The organism is Vibrio sp. vnigr-6D03, from assembly GCF_002835515.1.
GTDB lineage: Bacteria > Pseudomonadota > Gammaproteobacteria > Enterobacterales > Vibrionaceae > Vibrio > Vibrio penaeicida.
This window is the reverse complement of sequence record NZ_PIZL01000026.1, coordinates 1-15,823: the sequence shown is the minus strand read 5'-3', so window position 1 is coordinate 15,823 and position 15,823 is coordinate 1. Positions and strand designations below refer to the sequence as shown.

General features: G+C 41.9%; 16 protein-coding genes. 6 read left to right on the top strand and 10 right to left on the bottom strand.

Going from position 1 to position 15,823, the window contains the following annotated elements:
- Positions 1–97 precede the first annotated feature (97 nt).
- The 8 genes from CW749_RS20640 to CW749_RS20605 form a co-directional block, all read right to left on the bottom strand.
- Positions 98–1,015 carry a siderophore ABC transporter substrate-binding protein gene (locus CW749_RS20640; protein ID WP_101114284.1) on the bottom strand — a complete coding sequence of 306 codons (918 nt, stop codon included), beginning with the start codon at positions 1,013–1,015 and terminating at the stop codon, positions 98–100.
- A 47-nt stretch (positions 1,016–1,062) separates the two neighbouring features.
- Complete coding sequence (locus CW749_RS20635; protein WP_101114283.1) at positions 1,063–2,979, bottom strand: TonB-dependent receptor; 1,917 nt, start codon at positions 2,977–2,979, stop codon at positions 1,063–1,065.
- Between the two features lie 98 nt (positions 2,980–3,077).
- Positions 3,078–4,421 carry a histidine kinase sensor domain-containing protein gene (locus CW749_RS20630; RefSeq protein WP_101114282.1) on the bottom strand — a complete coding sequence of 448 codons (1,344 nt, stop codon included), beginning with the start codon at positions 4,419–4,421 and terminating at the stop codon, positions 3,078–3,080.
- On the bottom strand, positions 4,418–5,176 hold the full coding sequence (locus CW749_RS20625; RefSeq protein ID WP_101114281.1) for a response regulator transcription factor: 759 nt from the start codon (positions 5,174–5,176) through the stop codon (positions 4,418–4,420). The genes CW749_RS20630 and CW749_RS20625 overlap by 4 nt, the downstream gene beginning before the upstream one ends.
- A gap of 88 nt (positions 5,177–5,264) precedes the next feature.
- Positions 5,265–6,026 carry a siderophore-interacting protein gene (locus CW749_RS20620; protein WP_180958460.1) on the bottom strand — a complete coding sequence of 254 codons (762 nt, stop codon included), beginning with the start codon at positions 6,024–6,026 and terminating at the stop codon, positions 5,265–5,267.
- Positions 6,027–6,213: 187 nt separating this feature from the next.
- Entirely contained in the window at positions 6,214–6,972 is a 759-nt protein-coding gene (locus CW749_RS20615; protein ID WP_101114279.1) for an ATP-binding cassette domain-containing protein, read from the bottom strand.
- A gap of 10 nt (positions 6,973–6,982) precedes the next feature.
- A complete protein-coding gene (locus tag CW749_RS20610) occupies positions 6,983–7,930 on the bottom strand; it encodes an iron chelate uptake ABC transporter family permease subunit (protein ID WP_101114278.1) in 948 nt (315 codons plus the stop codon).
- Complete coding sequence (locus CW749_RS20605) at positions 7,923–8,858, bottom strand: iron chelate uptake ABC transporter family permease subunit (protein WP_101114462.1); 936 nt, start codon at positions 8,856–8,858, stop codon at positions 7,923–7,925. Before CW749_RS20605 ends, CW749_RS20610 begins: the two co-directional genes overlap by 8 nt.
- A gap of 272 nt (positions 8,859–9,130) precedes the next feature.
- On the opposite strand from CW749_RS20605, the gene CW749_RS20600 reads away from it, so the two are divergent.
- On the top strand, positions 9,131–9,490 hold the full coding sequence (locus CW749_RS20600) for a glutaredoxin domain-containing protein (protein ID WP_101114277.1): 360 nt from the start codon (positions 9,131–9,133) through the stop codon (positions 9,488–9,490).
- A gap of 167 nt (positions 9,491–9,657) precedes the next feature.
- Here the strand turns inward: CW749_RS20600 and CW749_RS28260 are convergent, their stop codons facing one another.
- Both CW749_RS28260 and yjjG read right to left on the bottom strand, forming a co-directional pair.
- On the bottom strand, positions 9,658–9,828 hold the full coding sequence (locus tag CW749_RS28260) for a hypothetical protein (RefSeq protein WP_180958459.1): 171 nt from the start codon (positions 9,826–9,828) through the stop codon (positions 9,658–9,660).
- Positions 9,829–9,952: 124 nt separating this feature from the next.
- Positions 9,953–10,627 carry a pyrimidine 5'-nucleotidase gene (yjjG, locus tag CW749_RS20595; RefSeq protein WP_101114276.1) on the bottom strand — a complete coding sequence of 225 codons (675 nt, stop codon included), beginning with the start codon at positions 10,625–10,627 and terminating at the stop codon, positions 9,953–9,955.
- A gap of 215 nt (positions 10,628–10,842) precedes the next feature.
- Between yjjG and CW749_RS20590 the strand changes: the two genes are divergently transcribed.
- From CW749_RS20590 to CW749_RS20570, 5 genes are all read left to right on the top strand, one after another.
- Positions 10,843–11,238, top strand: a complete 396-nt coding sequence (locus CW749_RS20590; RefSeq protein ID WP_101114275.1) for a glyoxalase superfamily protein — start codon at positions 10,843–10,845, stop codon at positions 11,236–11,238.
- Positions 11,239–11,504: 266 nt separating this feature from the next.
- Positions 11,505–11,795 carry a putative quinol monooxygenase gene (locus CW749_RS20585; RefSeq protein ID WP_101114274.1) on the top strand — a complete coding sequence of 97 codons (291 nt, stop codon included), beginning with the start codon at positions 11,505–11,507 and terminating at the stop codon, positions 11,793–11,795.
- Positions 11,796–12,541: 746 nt separating this feature from the next.
- Entirely contained in the window at positions 12,542–13,090 is a 549-nt protein-coding gene (locus CW749_RS20580) for an ECF-type riboflavin transporter substrate-binding protein (RefSeq protein ID WP_101114273.1), read from the top strand.
- A complete protein-coding gene (locus CW749_RS20575; RefSeq protein WP_237322508.1) occupies positions 13,091–14,797 on the top strand; it encodes a DUF3744 domain-containing protein in 1,707 nt (568 codons plus the stop codon). It abuts the gene before it with no gap.
- Positions 14,794–15,636: an energy-coupling factor transporter transmembrane component T gene (locus tag CW749_RS20570; RefSeq protein WP_101114272.1), complete on the top strand. Its 843-nt coding sequence runs from the start codon at positions 14,794–14,796 to the stop codon at positions 15,634–15,636. The genes CW749_RS20575 and CW749_RS20570 overlap by 4 nt, the downstream gene beginning before the upstream one ends.
- The last annotated feature ends 187 nt before the right edge of the window (positions 15,637–15,823 follow it).

Genomic DNA, 15,823 nt, shown 5'->3' with positions numbered 1-15,823 from the left:
AAATTAGGGCAAAATCAAAGGACATAAAAAAAGACCACATTTTGCGGTCTTTTTATACTTTTCTGCATCAAGTTAGTAACGAATACCTAATTCATAGCTACTGTTTGTGTGCTTTCTTCATATCATCGATCATGATTTGAGTCGCAGTCACACCACTCGCCGAAATGTACCAAACAGGTGCACTAACATATGTAATGTTGTTGTTTTTGAACGCATTGGTTTTCTTGATAAGAGCGTTATCAAGTTGCTTCCTCGCTTCACCTTTCGATGCACCGATTGCTTCATCGCGATCTAAAACAATAAGTACATCAGGATTCGCTTTCGCGATGAACTCATAGCTAATGTTGTCGCCGTGCGACTTAGCTTTGATGTCTTCGACCGCTTGCTGGAAGCCGAACAACGTATGAATGTAACCATAACGAGACTCTAAGCCAAATGCACCAATTTTGCCGCCACCAGTAATGATAGCTAACGCTTTAGCACCTGAATTCTTTGATAACTCTTGAAGCCCTTCGATTTGTCTTTGTTTGTCTTGGATTAGCGCTTCTACAACGTCTTGTTTTTCAAAAACCTCGCCTAGCATACGCCAAGCTTTCTTTGTTGAACCCCAGTAATCCTTTGAATCTGCTAAGAAAAGGATTGTAGGTGCAATTTTAGAAAGCTCTTCCATAGAGCCAGAACTACGGTTACTAACAATAATCAGATCAGGCTTCATACTGTAAATAGCTTCAAAATTAGGCTCGAACAATGACCCTGCTGCCTTATACTTATCGTCCTTATACTTGCTCAGATAAGTTGGCAAATGACCCTTCACAACCCCTACTGGTTCAATACCAATTGCATCAAGAACATCGAGGCTATCTTGACCTAAAACCACAACATTTTTAGGTTTAGACTCTAGGGTCGTCTTCCCCATTTGATGTTCAACAGTAATGGACTTTGCTGTTGCGACACTGGCAAACAGTACACTTAATCCAATAAGTGCACTTTTCAGCAAGGTTTGCGATGTTTTCATTGTCTTTCCTTAATTCACTATTTCTAGTTTTGCCTTAAAAAAGTTGGTTAGAATGACCAACTCACGTTGAATCTGATGTCTCTGCCTGCATTCGCGAAGCCACGTGCAACGGTACTGTTGCCATAAATGTAGTAAGATGCGTGATCAAAGTAGTATTCATTAAACACGTTCTTCACTGACAATGTTAATGCCAACTCCTCATCCGTTAGCGGCATCCAACGAGCGTAAAGATCATGCACACTGTAGCCTGCTTTTTCGTTTTCAGTTGCCGCGTTACCTGTTTCAGTCAAGCGCTCTACAATCTTTGTATTCCAGCCAAATTCCATCGTTTCTTGTGGCTGATAAATGAAATCTAAAATCCATGTGTCACCTACAGATGTTCCGATAGTCATGTTGTCGTCTGTCAGTGGTTCACCATCTAACTTAGGACTGGATTGGCTGTAGCTAAGCCTTGTAGATAAGTCACCCACTTCGTAGCCTGCAAACGCATTCGCACCTTTGTTGGTCAATTTGCCAACATTGGTCATTTCTTTGCCTTTGTTGCTTACAACATCTTCGATTTCACTATCGAAAAGAGTGATACCGGCGCTAAAACCATTGTTATAGTACTTTGCACCGACTTCAGCATTCGTTGCTTTTTCTGGCTTACGGTTCGGGTCGTTGTATCTGTTATCCAGAACAAACAACTCTTTGGTTTGCTGACCTCTAAACGCTTTAGCGTAACTTGCAAATACGTCCAGCCCGTCGATCACGGTGAACGTAGCTCCTACATTTGGGCTAAAACCATTGGAGTCGAATTCAACATCTTTACTATCGGTAAGCTTGTAGGTGTCGTATCGAGCACCGGCCGTAAGCAATAACTTCTCCGTTGCTTGCCAATCATTTTGTGCAAACAAACCATACACAGTCCCTTTTTCAGTACTGTCACTTCCACCTGTGCTCAGTTTTGCGTTGTCTTGCTTAAAATCCACGCCAACGACAAATGAATGATTACCTAGTTGGCTAGTGTTAAACACCTTACCGCCATACGTATTCATGCTTCCTGCACTGGTTCCCCAACGCGGGTGATCTTTGTGCGTTAGCGTTTGTTCGTTGGTGTATATCGTTGTATCAACGTTGACGTAATCGCTCATTGCAATTTGGTGGTTCAATGTCAGTGTTTGACGACCTGTTTCTTGCTGCAATACCGCATTTTTCTTACTAGGCACCCAATGCGGACGATTTAACTTTTCACCACTGTCGTCACTGAAATCATAACTAATAGAGAGTTTTTGTGTATCCGTTAGATTTCCTGAAAGCTTTACTAACGCAAATTTCTGTTTCGAACCGCTGTAATCTTGCTCATCACCATTGCCATCGACTATGTTCTTGGAATCTTTGTAGCTAAAACTGGCTAACACGCCCCAGTCTTCCGTTACGTTTCCATAAAGGCTTGCTGACGTTTTATATGCGCTATTATTACTGTAATAACCTGCTTTAACGTTACCGCCGAATTGCTCTCCACCATTAAGTAGGTCTTGAGCATCTTTGGTTTCAAATTTAATCGCACCACCCAGTGCTCCAGGACCATCTGTCGCACGACCAGCGCCTGCATTAACCTCTACTCTTTTTAAGAGCTCAGGTTCAATGGATAAACGCCCTTGGTGATGGAAAAGATTACCGGATTGTTCAGCACCATCTACGCTAACGTTCAACATCGTGTCTTCTAAACCACGAACGTAAATTTTTTGCGATACGGAAGAAGAGCCACCAACACTTACTTCCGATTCTTTACGGAAGACATCGTTTAAATCGTTCGCTTGAGCGTTTTCTAACGCGCTTTGATCGATAGAAATGTCAACGGGTTGATGTTGACTTCCTTTTACTTCGATAACTTCAATATCGTCTTGTGCAACGCTTACGGTTGATACCAGTAACAATGCACTTGCAATAGGTGTTAATTTAAATTGAGAAATTGAGTTCACGGACAACTCCATTGGTAATGAGAACTATTATCGCCGTGAATTCTGCTTATCCATCCCTATTGAGTAAATCACTTTTACAAGTGTTACATATCAAACCATTATGCATCATGTGGCAAGGTGATGATCATTTCTAGACCATCAGTTGCATTGTTTACCGCTATGATTTTTCCTTTAACGGATTCTATATGTCGTTTAGCCAGCGCGAGCCCAACACCAAATCCGCTACGCCCTTCGTTGTTTTTTTGTTTTACTTTGAAAAACGGCTTAAAGATTTGAGAAAGCATCGACTCAGGAACACCCGGACCAGAATCTCGAATTTTTAAAACAACCTCATTTCCCATTCTTTCCGCAGATACATGAAAACTTCCCTGCTCTGGCGTATATCGGAGACCATTACGGATTACGTTCTCAATTGCTTGCCCTAAGGCGCGTTGGCTAGAATGGCTTAGGACTAAATGATCGGGTAGCGATGCTGATATCTTGGCATTTGGATATTCGAACGATGCATCTTCAATGATTGAATCTACCAATTCCGTTAGATCGAACGTTTCTTTTCGAAGATCAGGTCGTTCGTTCTCTATCCAAGCAAGAGTTAGCGTATCTTCCGCTAATTGACGTACATTGCGCACTTCCGTTTCGATCCGATTGAACATGCCTTTTACATCGATACCGCGCTCGATACAGTTCAGCGCCAATTCTATTCGGCTAATTGGTGTTCGAATCTCGTGAGACATATCGCTAATCAGGTTTCGGTGGTGTTCAATAACCGTCGACGTACGCTCTGCCATTTCATCAAACGTTTTGGCGATTTCACCAAACTCGTCGTTACTGTTTATTTCTGAGTTCCCTATTCGTTCCTGATAGTTCCCTCGGCTAAATTCTTGCGTCGCATTGTGAAAACGCTGTAGTGGTTTCATCACGTAGCGGTAGATATAAACCGTTAAAGCGAGTAAGGCCATAAATGGGATAACAAAACGGAACAACCAAAATGCATGAGACATATACGTACCCGGTCTCATTCGATCAGGTAGTATGATTAAAAAGTGATAATTCCCTTGCCTAAGAGCCACTTCCATAATGGGATTGTCCGGAAAATAAAGGTGTATTTTCCAATCAACATTTCGACCGATCCCATACCCTTCAAAAAATCGTTGGTTAAGCGCATTCCCACCGATTACATCCAACTGTGAACGCACGAGGGTAGCCCACGTATCTTCTTGAACCGCCAGTTCTTTTAACCAAAGATCCAACTCGTCTAATCGGTTTTCGTCTACTAAATCTTGTGCTTTGCTACCCCAAGCGAGAATTTCATCTCGATGCGACTGCTTGATGTAGCTCATTTTTTCTTCAGATAGAATCGCAACACTGTGAAGCAATGAGAAAAAGATGACGACGCCTAGTGAAAGGATGATAAACAGTCGCCAAAAAAGCACTTTCTTCATACAAACAGATAACCTTTACCGTGAACAGTTTTTATACGGGTTGAAGGCATGCCTTCAGCAACAAGCTTTTTACGAATTCGACTCAGGTGCATATCTAGGCTTCGATCGTATTGGCAAAAATCACGATCCAGCACAGCTTGATATAGATAAGGCTTAGATTGCACATGCCCTTTGTTTTGGGCTAACGTCCACAACAGTTTGAACTGAATAGGCGTGAGTTGAACATCGGCAGGCTCTTCTTTTGCCTGAACCGTTACGATTTGCGTGTACTTGTTAAGGATAAGTTCTTCATGAGTAAGTTGAGATGAACTGCTTATGGGCTTACTACGTGACTGCGTGCGCCTTAAAATGGCTTCTATTCGCAAACATATCTCGGTGAAGCTGCATGGCTTAGAGATGTAATCATCAGCACCAAATTGTAACCCACGGATCCTGTGCTCTTCTGCGCCATAAGCAGTCAGCATAATGACTGGTGTGCTTGAATGTTCGCGGACAAAGTTCAATAACTCAAAGCCATCAACATCAGGTAAATCGACATCCAACACAATCAAATCAAACGAGCTCGTCTTCATGCACTCTAACGCCGCTGAACCCGATTCAAAACTTGTTACATTGTATTGTTGAGACGACAATAATGCCGAAAGTTGAGAGTTAAGATCTGGGTCATCCTCTACCAATAACAGGTTAATTTCTTTCTCATTGGTACTGCTTTCAAATGCTGAAGAAAGCTCAAAACTATTGACCGCGTCAAACATATTTCCATATCCAATCTAACTATAATGAGAATCATTATCATCTTATTAAAAAGCAAAATCAATGTGATCTGTTTAATATTATTATGTTTTATTTTGCTTGCTGTTCTGCGTCTTTTCTTTTGTCGACTTTGTGCTGATCTTCTGTACGCCCATGCTTCCAGTAACTGCTGATGTAAATTTCATCTCTTTCAACTTCACGCTCGTTTCTGAAGTATTTCCTAAGTTGTCTCATGGTTGAGAACTCGCTCGCACACCATATGCCTGGTTTGCCTTCAATCCACTGTTGCTTTTCAACCGTAGAAGCCAGTGATTCAGAATCACCCTTAATTACCCAATGGAATTCTACACCTTCGGGCGCATCAATCTCTTGTATGTCTTCTGGTGTATTTACTTCAAAAACGGCGTATCCCTTAAGGCTGCGATCAAGGCTCTCAAGCACGGTTGAAGCGCCCGGCAAACCCGTCATGTCTGCCACAATGAAACACCAATCAGTATTAGGTTCTATCGTTTTAACGCTGCCAGGACCGCGAACAGAGAGACGCTCTCCGACTTGAGCCTGCTGTGCCCAATATGAAGCAAGACCGGCTTCAATGCTGTTTCCATGAGTCACAAAATCTACATCGATTTCGTTGTTTTCTTTATCAAGTCGGCGAATGGAGTACGTTCTTAGAGTTGGGTTACTCAGTGAGCCGTTTTCAAGATGGCTTTGACCTTTTTCGGTAAACTCTAGCTTGATGTATGCACCCGCAAAATCATCAGCAAATGTCTGAACACACTCACCACTAAACGTAATTCTGAGCATGGATGGGGTAATGAACGATTTTGATTTAACAGATAAAACCTGAGTCATTAATTTGTCCTTTATATTGAAGCATTTGAAGAATGCAGATAAAAATCGTTTTTTCATTGAGTATAAGCTCTCGGAAATGACGGACGTTACGCGACGCTCCCTTCATGACACTGAGACAGAAATTAGGCACTGAAACAAAGAGTAAGGTCAGAATCCCGAATTTTGGGTTGCTTAGGTATGAACTTCTTTATTGGTAATACATACAAATACGCTGACCATTCACTTCATGTATTTGGAAGTCAGTTTCATAGATTTCCGCTAACACGTTGGAGTCAATAACTTCACTTACAGTTCCACGAGCTGCCACTTTTCCTTTTTTTAATGCCACAATATTGTCGGAATAACAGGAAGCAAAATTGATATCATGAATCACGATGACCACGGCTTTCTTTAAGTCATGTGCTAACGTTCGAATATTTTTCATGATCTGAAGTGAGTGCTTTATATCAAGATTATTAAGAGGCTCATCAAGAAAGACGTAATCCGTATCCTGAGCCACAACCATTGCAATGAATGCCAGTTGCCTCTGCCCACCACTCAGTTCATCGAGATATTTGTCTTCTATCTCCTTAAGATCTAAATAGTTGATCGCCTTGTCGATCACTTCGACATCATGTTTCCCCAGTTTTCCACCGCTGTGAGGAAATCGACCAAATGAGACAAGCTCACGAATCGTAAATCGCATGTTCAAATTGTTAGATTGTCTAAGCACTGCCAAACGTTTTGCCAGTTCCTTCGTATCCCAATCCGCGATTTCTTTCGTGTCGATGAAGACTTGTCCTTCATCCCTTTGCAACAAGCGACTCGCCATGGACAACAGTGTGCTTTTACCTGCACCATTAGGACCAATGATTGACGTAACCTCACCTTTCACAAAGGACGCACTAGCCTGGTCGACGACTTTATAGTTACCAAATGCTTTGGTAAGTTTTTCAATTTTAATCATGATGCAACCACTACACTTTCTGCCTGATCAGCAAGGAAAGAAAATACAAACCACCAACAAAATTCACGATGACACTCAACGTTGTTTCAAATTCAAATACGCGCTCTATCACCCACTGCCCACTTAATAACATGCAAACCCCCATTAACGAGGCACCCGTCATCAAAATCTTATGGCGATAGGTGTTAAAGCATTGCCGAGTCAAGTTAGCGACCAACAAGCCGAAGAAAAGAATAGGTCCAACCAACGCTGTTGAAACGGCAATCAAAATAGAAACCAACACCAAAACTTGTTTCGTTACTTTGTTTACGTCTACACCTAGGCTCAATGCGTTATCTTTATCGAGCCAAAAGACATCCAGTTTGTTGTGTAAGAAATACAAACACCCAATAACAATGGATAGAGGAATCAAGCACAAATAGACTAGGTCACTGTTTACATTATTAAAACTCGCAAACATGGCACCTTGAAGGAAAGAAAATTCTGTCGGGTCCATTACCATCATAAAGAAGCCCGCGATATTGGAAAACAGCTGCCCAAAAATCACGCCAGTCAGTAGAAGCGTCATGATATTGGGGTTTTCTCGACGAAAGTAAAAACTGAAAAGTGCTAGCGAGAAACCCACCATAACGGCAACGGATATCGAGAATTTAACGAATGAACTGAGTAACACGGAACCCACACCACCCAAGATCACCAAAATACTGACTTGAATGAGTACATACAGCGAATCAAACCCCATGATACTTGGGGTTAATATTCGATTGTGTGTGATTGTTTGAAACACCAAAGAAGACTGTGCGATCGCAATGGAGGCAATAACAATCGCCATCACTTTAGGGGTTCGACGAGATAAAAAGTACTCATAATTATCTGCGTTAAGTCCCACCCCAACAAACAGAAAAACAAACAACAAAGCGACGATTAGAAAACCAGTTAAGACGATTCTGTCACGCATTATGCTTTCCTCTCAAAATGAGGAACAAGAAAGCCGTGCCACCAAGAATACTAATGATCATGGAAATAGGGACTTCATAAGGGAATATGATGAGCCTGCCAGCAACATCACAGACTAGAACGAGAATCGCTCCGCACAGTGCCGTATAAGGGATATTTCGGCGAATATTATCTCCCATATATGCGGCAACTAAGTTAGGAATTATCAGCCCTAAAAATGGCAATTCACCAACAATCATCACTATGCTGGCGGAAGTAACGGAGACCAACATAACGCCCACAACCACAACCTGTTGGTAATTAAGCCCTATGTTTGTTGCGAAATCCTTACCCATTCCAGCGGCAGATAACCTAGCCGCATACCAATAACTAAAGACGGCAACAGGAACGGCGATATAAAGCAGTTCGTAATTGCCTTGTAGAACAGTAGAAAAGTTCGCTATCGCCCATGTCGATAAGCTTTGGACGAGGTTAAATTTGTAAGCAATAAAGGTCGCGGCAGCCGATACGACATTACCGAAAATGATACCTACCAAGGGAACGTATATCGCATTCTTAAACTGAATGGTGTTGATGAACCTTACGAAAAGTAACGTACCAAGAATTGATGTACCAAAGATTAGAAATAGATTTTCACCGTGACCAAATATAAGGATGCTAAGTAAGTACCCCAACATCGCGCATTCGATGGTGCCCGACGTAGAAGGTGCGGCAAAGCGGTTTTGGCTAATTTGCTGCATGATAAGACCAGCAATACTCAACCCTGCACCTGCCAGCCAAATCGCCAGCAAACGTGGAATGCGGCTAATCAGCAATATTTCCCAAGCAGCTTCATCGCCTTCCAGGAGCTTTTGCAAGCTCAAGTCGACCACACCGACAAAAAGTGATCCTGCACTTAATATAATTAAAACAAAAACTAACTTAAACACAGCAAGCTGTAACCTCAATACTAATCATTCTTATTCAAAAAACGACTTAAAATATACCATCCTCTATTAAAATCCTAGTCATCGATACAATATTTACTTTTTTGAACAAGCGATTGCGCTTTTCTAAAGAGATAGAGGCATCTAGCCACTTAAGTCGGAGAATAGAGTACCGTTATCTCTGTCAATGTATTGGCATTGAGCAGGATTTAGGATAAGTTCTGTTGTCGTTTCGATATTATTATCAATGCAACACCTGCAGTAAGGAGCAAGCAATGAAGTTGATACGTTGGTTTTTGGGTAAGATCATTCTAGGATTGAATTTTGTTTTCTCACCAAAGGGTGTAAAACGAGATCAGAATGAACAGCAAATCATCAACCAAAAAACCAAGCAGCTGTCTCTTTACCAATTCGAAGCTTGCCCATTTTGCGTGAAAGTTCGCCGTGAAATGAAAAGGCAATCATTGAACATTGAGTTGCGCGATGCGAAAAATAATGCAACTCACAGAGAAGAATTAGAAAATGGCGGCGGACGAGTGAAAGTACCTTGCCTTCGCATAGAAAAAGACGGTGAAACGAAGTGGATGTATGAATCTGGCGATATCGTTGCGTATCTCCAAAAAGAATTCGCGTAATTAATCTCGCCTACTTTTGTTAATAAACCTAGCTTTTATTAATACACCTAACTTTACAAATCTATAATGCCGCAGCGTTTATCTGCGGCATTTATACCTTAGAAAAGCGTAAAGATACTCGGGTATCTGCCCTTCAAAGGCTCGTTATTAGGTAACCTCAGCTCAGGTTAAGTAACTGAGAGATCAGACTCTTTGGTTTCTCTACGTTCCACTTCTATTTCATTAATTTCATCGTTATCTGAATTGATGTGTTCCGATTCGAACAAAGAATTATCGCTATTGTAGTATCGGACAACAAACGGCGTAAGCATGACGGACGAAGGAAAAAAGCGCTTCATAACATAACCCTCTTTAGTAAATTAAGGTTATGGTAATTCGGCGCTTTTCATAAAATAATGACGTAAAACAAAGAAGGTTTACACTGAGTAATCTTAGCTTAAAAGCGTGAAGTGCAATCCAAGTTTAACCCAGTAAAAGTGTTTGTAACTCTTTCCAGCACTTTACTTCATAGTGTGGAGTGATCCCCTCTGGTGTGGGCGCTTCGTCAACATTTAACCAACACGTCTCTATTCCAGCATTCAAACCACCTAGAACATCTGAATGTGGGTTATCTCCCACCATCAACACTTGTTTTTTATCTGGGAAACCCATCTTTTCAATCGCTACGTTAAAAATAGCGACATCGGGCTTAGCTGTTCCAACTTCTTCAGAAATAATAACGTGGTCGAAAAAATGACTTAACCCCGTTCGTTCTAGACGAATACTTTGCAGCTGAGTAAACCCATTCGTGATGATCCCAAGGCGAGCATGTTTACTGATTTTCTCCAACGCTTCGACAACAAAAGGCAGCGGTTTACAAATGTCAGCCATCGCATCAAGAAATAACCGATTCAATTCAGACGGATGGACGTTAAGTCTTTCTCCCCAAGCAACAAAACGGTCCTCCTGAAGTTGTTGCGCGGAAATTTCTCCATCCTGATACTTGACCCACAGTGGCTTATTCACTAACTGGTATTCGTCAAAATCTTCTCTGCTGAATTCAACACTTAGGCGGGAAAACATTGTTTGTAAGCCTTGGTATGCGTCAAAGCTGAACAGAGTTTCATCCGCATCAAACAATACCCAACTGTATTTCATACTACGTTCCTTTTCATGCTTATAATTTGATCTAATGGCAATGCTTAAAGTTTAATGAAACTGATTTTATACGCTCGTCATCTCAAGAACCATGCAATAAATTTGAAATGTAGTATTCCAATACCACCACTTAATCACAAAACCCATGAATAATACCGGCCTAGCGCGCCTAGCTAAAAAAGCAATAGCACCCCAACAACAATCAGGAGCGATACATGACAAAAGCAATACACTCCATGATTCGGGTTTTCGATTTAGATAAATCGCTCGACTTCTACAACAAAGCCCTTGGCTTATCTGTTGAAGATCGCTTTGACTTCGATGGTTTTTCTCTTATCTATCTTAGAAATGAAGAAACCAGTTTCGAGCTTGAACTGACTTACAATCATGACCAGCAAGAACCTTATACTCATGGTTCAGGTTACGGTCATTTAGCAGTATCAGTGGAAAACATCGATAAGCACTATCAGATCGTTACTGAGTTTGGATTAGATCCGACACCAGTTAAAGAGTTTTTCCACAATAACGAGCGTTTGGCTAAGTTCTTTTTCTTGCAAGACCCAGATGGGTACAAGATCGAGTTCATAGAGCGGGACGGTCGATTCGAATAAGAAATGTCATTTCTGGTCAAACAGAAGTGCGAATAATAAAGAGCCTCACTTCGTAAAAAGTTAGGGTTCATCTCTCATCCTTGTCTTTGGCTGTTTAGTTTTCAGACCCCCTCGGCACACTCCAACCCTCATATGTGTCGAGGAAAATTAAACCGCCCCTTTTCTTTTTATACCCTGTTTACCAATTGATAATTTTTGAAACGTAACATTCAACACGATAACTATCCATACAATAACTATTCGTACAATAACCATTAGGAAACACTATGATTCATTTACTTGCTTGCTTTAAAGCCAAATCGGGAAAAGAAACAGAACTTCAACAAATGCTAAGTGCAATGGTTGAACCTACTAAGGCAGAACCTGGATGCCTACGATATGAATTGTTTGAGGATAATGGCGAAGAAGGCCATTTTATTTTTAACGAATGCTTTGTTGACCAAAGCGCATTTGAGGAGCATCAGGCGACCGCCCATTTCGCTCATCTTATTGAAAATGTGAACGACCTTATTTCAGAAGAAATCAAAATTATTACTCTCTCGCCAATTGCGAGCTAAAACCGCTCCTCTTCAATAACGCCTTTACTATCTGATAGTTAACTAACCTCACATGCGAGTTACATCAAGCATGCTGAGGTTATTTTAACGCTTCTTTTGAGAATGTAGCTTTTGTATGGCTTAGTTGCTGAAATCCATTGAACCTCTGCTTAGTCCCACATTCAGGTCCCAGGTCTTCGTTAAAAGCCTCTAAGACTAAGTATTGCAGGGAGGCGGGCTATACGTTGTCCGATGAAGATAGATAGGAAAGCAGAACCTATGCTCAGCTCAAAAATAAAAAAACGCCTTTGACAGTCAAGCTCTGCCAAAGGCGCTTGTCCTCCACCCCGAGGATAAAATCTAAATCATCAATTGGAAATAAGCTTTCTTATTGAGCTTAATTAAAATTTAGAACATCCTTACTTAAGCGCAAGCTTAATTTAAAATTTTTCATATATTTATGTAAAAACCACCCAAAAGGACTAGTTTCTAACCAAACCAAGTCAAAGTATGAAAGATTCCTCATCCAACTGTTTCAAGATCGAGATCGCAAAGCGAAAACAACCCACCAACGTTTATGTCATATGAGCTCAAATTTATAAGATCCATATGATACTGTACTTCCGTTAAGCAACCCGGAACCCACGTACGCCAAGTAACTACAAGATACTTGGCGTCGTATGTTTTATTTTACACCGCGTTTCGCCTTAGAGTAGAACGCGTTGCCTATTTATTGCTCTGTTAATTATTCACTACAAGGATTCGTTATGAACTTCTCAGCAAAAATGGTTGTTGTCATTGCTATTGGTGCGGCACTGTACGGCATTGGTGGATTACCCATGTTTGGTATCCCTGTTTTTGCCAATACAACACTGAAACCAGCCATGGCCGTATTGGCTCTGTTTTCCGTTATGTTTGGACCGGTCGTCGGCTTTTTGGTTGGATTCATTGGCCATTGGGTAACAGACTTATTTGCTGGCTGGGGCGTGTGGATTACGTGGGTGTTAGGTTCCGGAGTCGTTGGTTTGGTCATGGGGCTGTTCCCTGTTCTGACTCGAGATCGACTAAAGCAAGGTGAACTCCCTGTCAAAGACTACGTCCTGTTTGTCCTTTTAGCGCTCATTGGTAACATTGTCGGCTACGGTTGCTCCGCATTTTTGGATACCATTCTCTACGCCGAACCGTTTACTAAGGTCTTTACTCAGCTCACCATTATTGCCTCAGCCAATACCGTTCTGATTGCTATAGTTGGGTACTTTATTCTCAAATCCGTTGCGAAAAGAAAAAAGCAGAGCCGAAACTTATCGGAGGCTTAAGTGTTGGGTTCTATCGAATTCTCTAACGTCTCTTTTCGATATGAGTCGCTGGAAAAGCCGACTTTAAACAACATCAATCTGAGGATAGAGAAAGGCGAGAAAATTCTCATCATCGGACCCAGCGGAAGCGGAAAGACGACGCTGGGTCACTGCCTTAATGGGCTTATCCCTTCAGCAATCGACGGGCATGTTACGGGCAGCTTGTCCATCAATGGAGTCACATCCAACACAATGAAACTCCATGACTTCACTGAGCAGATTGGCACTGTACTGCAAGATACCGACAGTCAATTCGTTGGGTTAAGTGTGGCTGAAGACATCGCTTTTGCCCTTGAGAACCAGCTCGTTCCAAACGATGAAATGCTCGAAACAATGCGAGATACTGCACAACTCATCGACCTTGAATCTTTACTGCATCATTCTCCACATGACCTTTCCGGTGGACAGAAACAACGAGTTTCACTTGCAGGAGTGATGGTGGATGACGTCGACTTGCTGTTGTTTGATGAACCACTAGCGAGCCTAGACCCAAAAACAGGCAAGCGAACCATCGAAATCATTGACCAAATTCATCGTGATACCGGAAAAACCATCGTCATCATTGAACATAGGCTGGAAGATGTCCTACATCGAAGCGTAGACAGAGTCATCTTAATGGAAGGCGGTGAAATCATCGCAGATATGACGCCAGATGCCTTGCTACATTCAAACCTTTTGATAAAACATGGTATCCGCGAGCCCCTTTACCTTGCAGCGTTAAAACACGCAAACTGTCGATTAGACCCTTCTATGCCAATCGCTAATTTAAGTGCGATTCCTGTGGGCAGCTTTCAGCCTGAACTCGTAAAATGGATGACATTTGATAACCCCATTACAACGCCAATACACTCGAAAACACTGCTAAAAGTCGACAAACTCACTTTTTCTTATGATGGTGGAAAAAACGCCCTTGAAGATGTCTCATTTGAAGTTAAAAAAGGCGAATTTGTCTCAATACTTGGCAAGAATGGTTCTGGGAAGTCGACTCTTACCAAGCTGGTGATGGGTGTACTCAAGCCGGATTCTGGCTCAATTTCGATGAACGATGCCAACATGGCGGATCTTTCTATATTTGAACGTAGCCAAAAAGTTGGAGTCGTAATGCAAAACCCAAATCATATGATTTCGCACCATATGATCTTTGATGAAGTGGCATTTGGGCTTAGAAACCTCGGTTTGCCCGAACCTGACATTGAAGAAAGGGTTTTGCACGTTTTAGAACTGTGCGGGCTAAAACAATATCGCCATTGGCCAATCGAGGCGCTAAGTTACGGGCAGCGCAAACGTGTGACCATCGCATCCATATTAATATCAGAACCGGAACTGCTTATCCTAGATGAACCGACAGCTGGACAAGACTATCGCAACTATACGTCGATGTTGAATTTCATTAAGGCACTCAACCAGAAGTTAGGCATTACCGTTTTAATTGTGTCACACGATATGCACTTAGTTCTTGAATACACCACCCGTTCAGTCGTGATTTCAGATGCAAAACTCATCGCTGATGCCCCCGTCACGGATGTGTTCAGCCAGCCAGATTTGCTAGACAGTGCCAACCTTGCTCCGACAAGTTTGTACGAATTAGCGGCGAAAGCAGGCATAGATAATTCGAATGAATTAATGCGCCGCTTTATCTCGCAAAGCACCTCTATGGAGGGGGTATGAACAACGCCACAAAAATGAATTTTGGCATCAATTACATCAATACAGGCTCGCCTCTTCACCAATTGAATGGCATAACCAAATTCGTAATATTTGCTGCTTGGGTTACCGTTGTTCTGACGACATTTGATTTACGCGTTTTACTCCCAATGATTGCATTAGGGATACTGCTGTTAAAAGTAAGCCGAGTCCCTTTTCGAGTTTATCGCCCGCTATTTATCGCCACGGTAAGTGTGCTCTCGCTCAATGCTGTCTTTATGTATCTTCTCGCGCCGAGGCAAGGCGCTGAACTCATTGGCAGCGAACACCTTTTATTGCCGTTGTGGGGCAACTATTCGCTATCGCAAGAGACACTGTATTACCTTATAACGGTGACACTAAAATACTTCAGTATGTTCCCAATTGCTTTGGTCTTTGTGTTTACCACCCACCCAACCGAATTTGCAGCCAGCTTAAATCGCATTGGTATTCCTTACAAAATTGCTTATGCGGTGAGCCTAACACTGCGTTACTTACCTGAAGTAAAGAAAGACTTTGTTAATATCATGCATGCTCAACAAGCTAGAGGGCTTGATCTCTCTAAGAATGCTCCTTTATTTCAAAGAATTCGAAATGTAGCCCACATTCTCGGTCCGCTTATTTTTTCTAGCCTAGACCGTGCCGACACCATATCAAACGCCATGACTCTCAGAGGTTTTGGCAAAAACAAATCCCGAACTTGGTACAGTTCAAAACCTCTTACGACGATAGATAAAGGGGTAATGTCTGCCGTAATGATCATCGTCTGTTTAGCGTTTGTGAAGCGATACCTTGAACCCACCCTATTCTGGTACCCATTTTAGCGTGAATGAAAAGACATCTAACTTATCAGTTACACGAAGAATTTGTGGTGCATCCAAAATACGGGCGAACAGGTAATTAAAACATTGTTTTAATTAAATTATTAGGCACAATAGCACTTGCTACATATGATTTCGCTTGATTAAAACAGGAAGCCCGCAACTTGCGGGCTTCAGACTGCTGACAAAG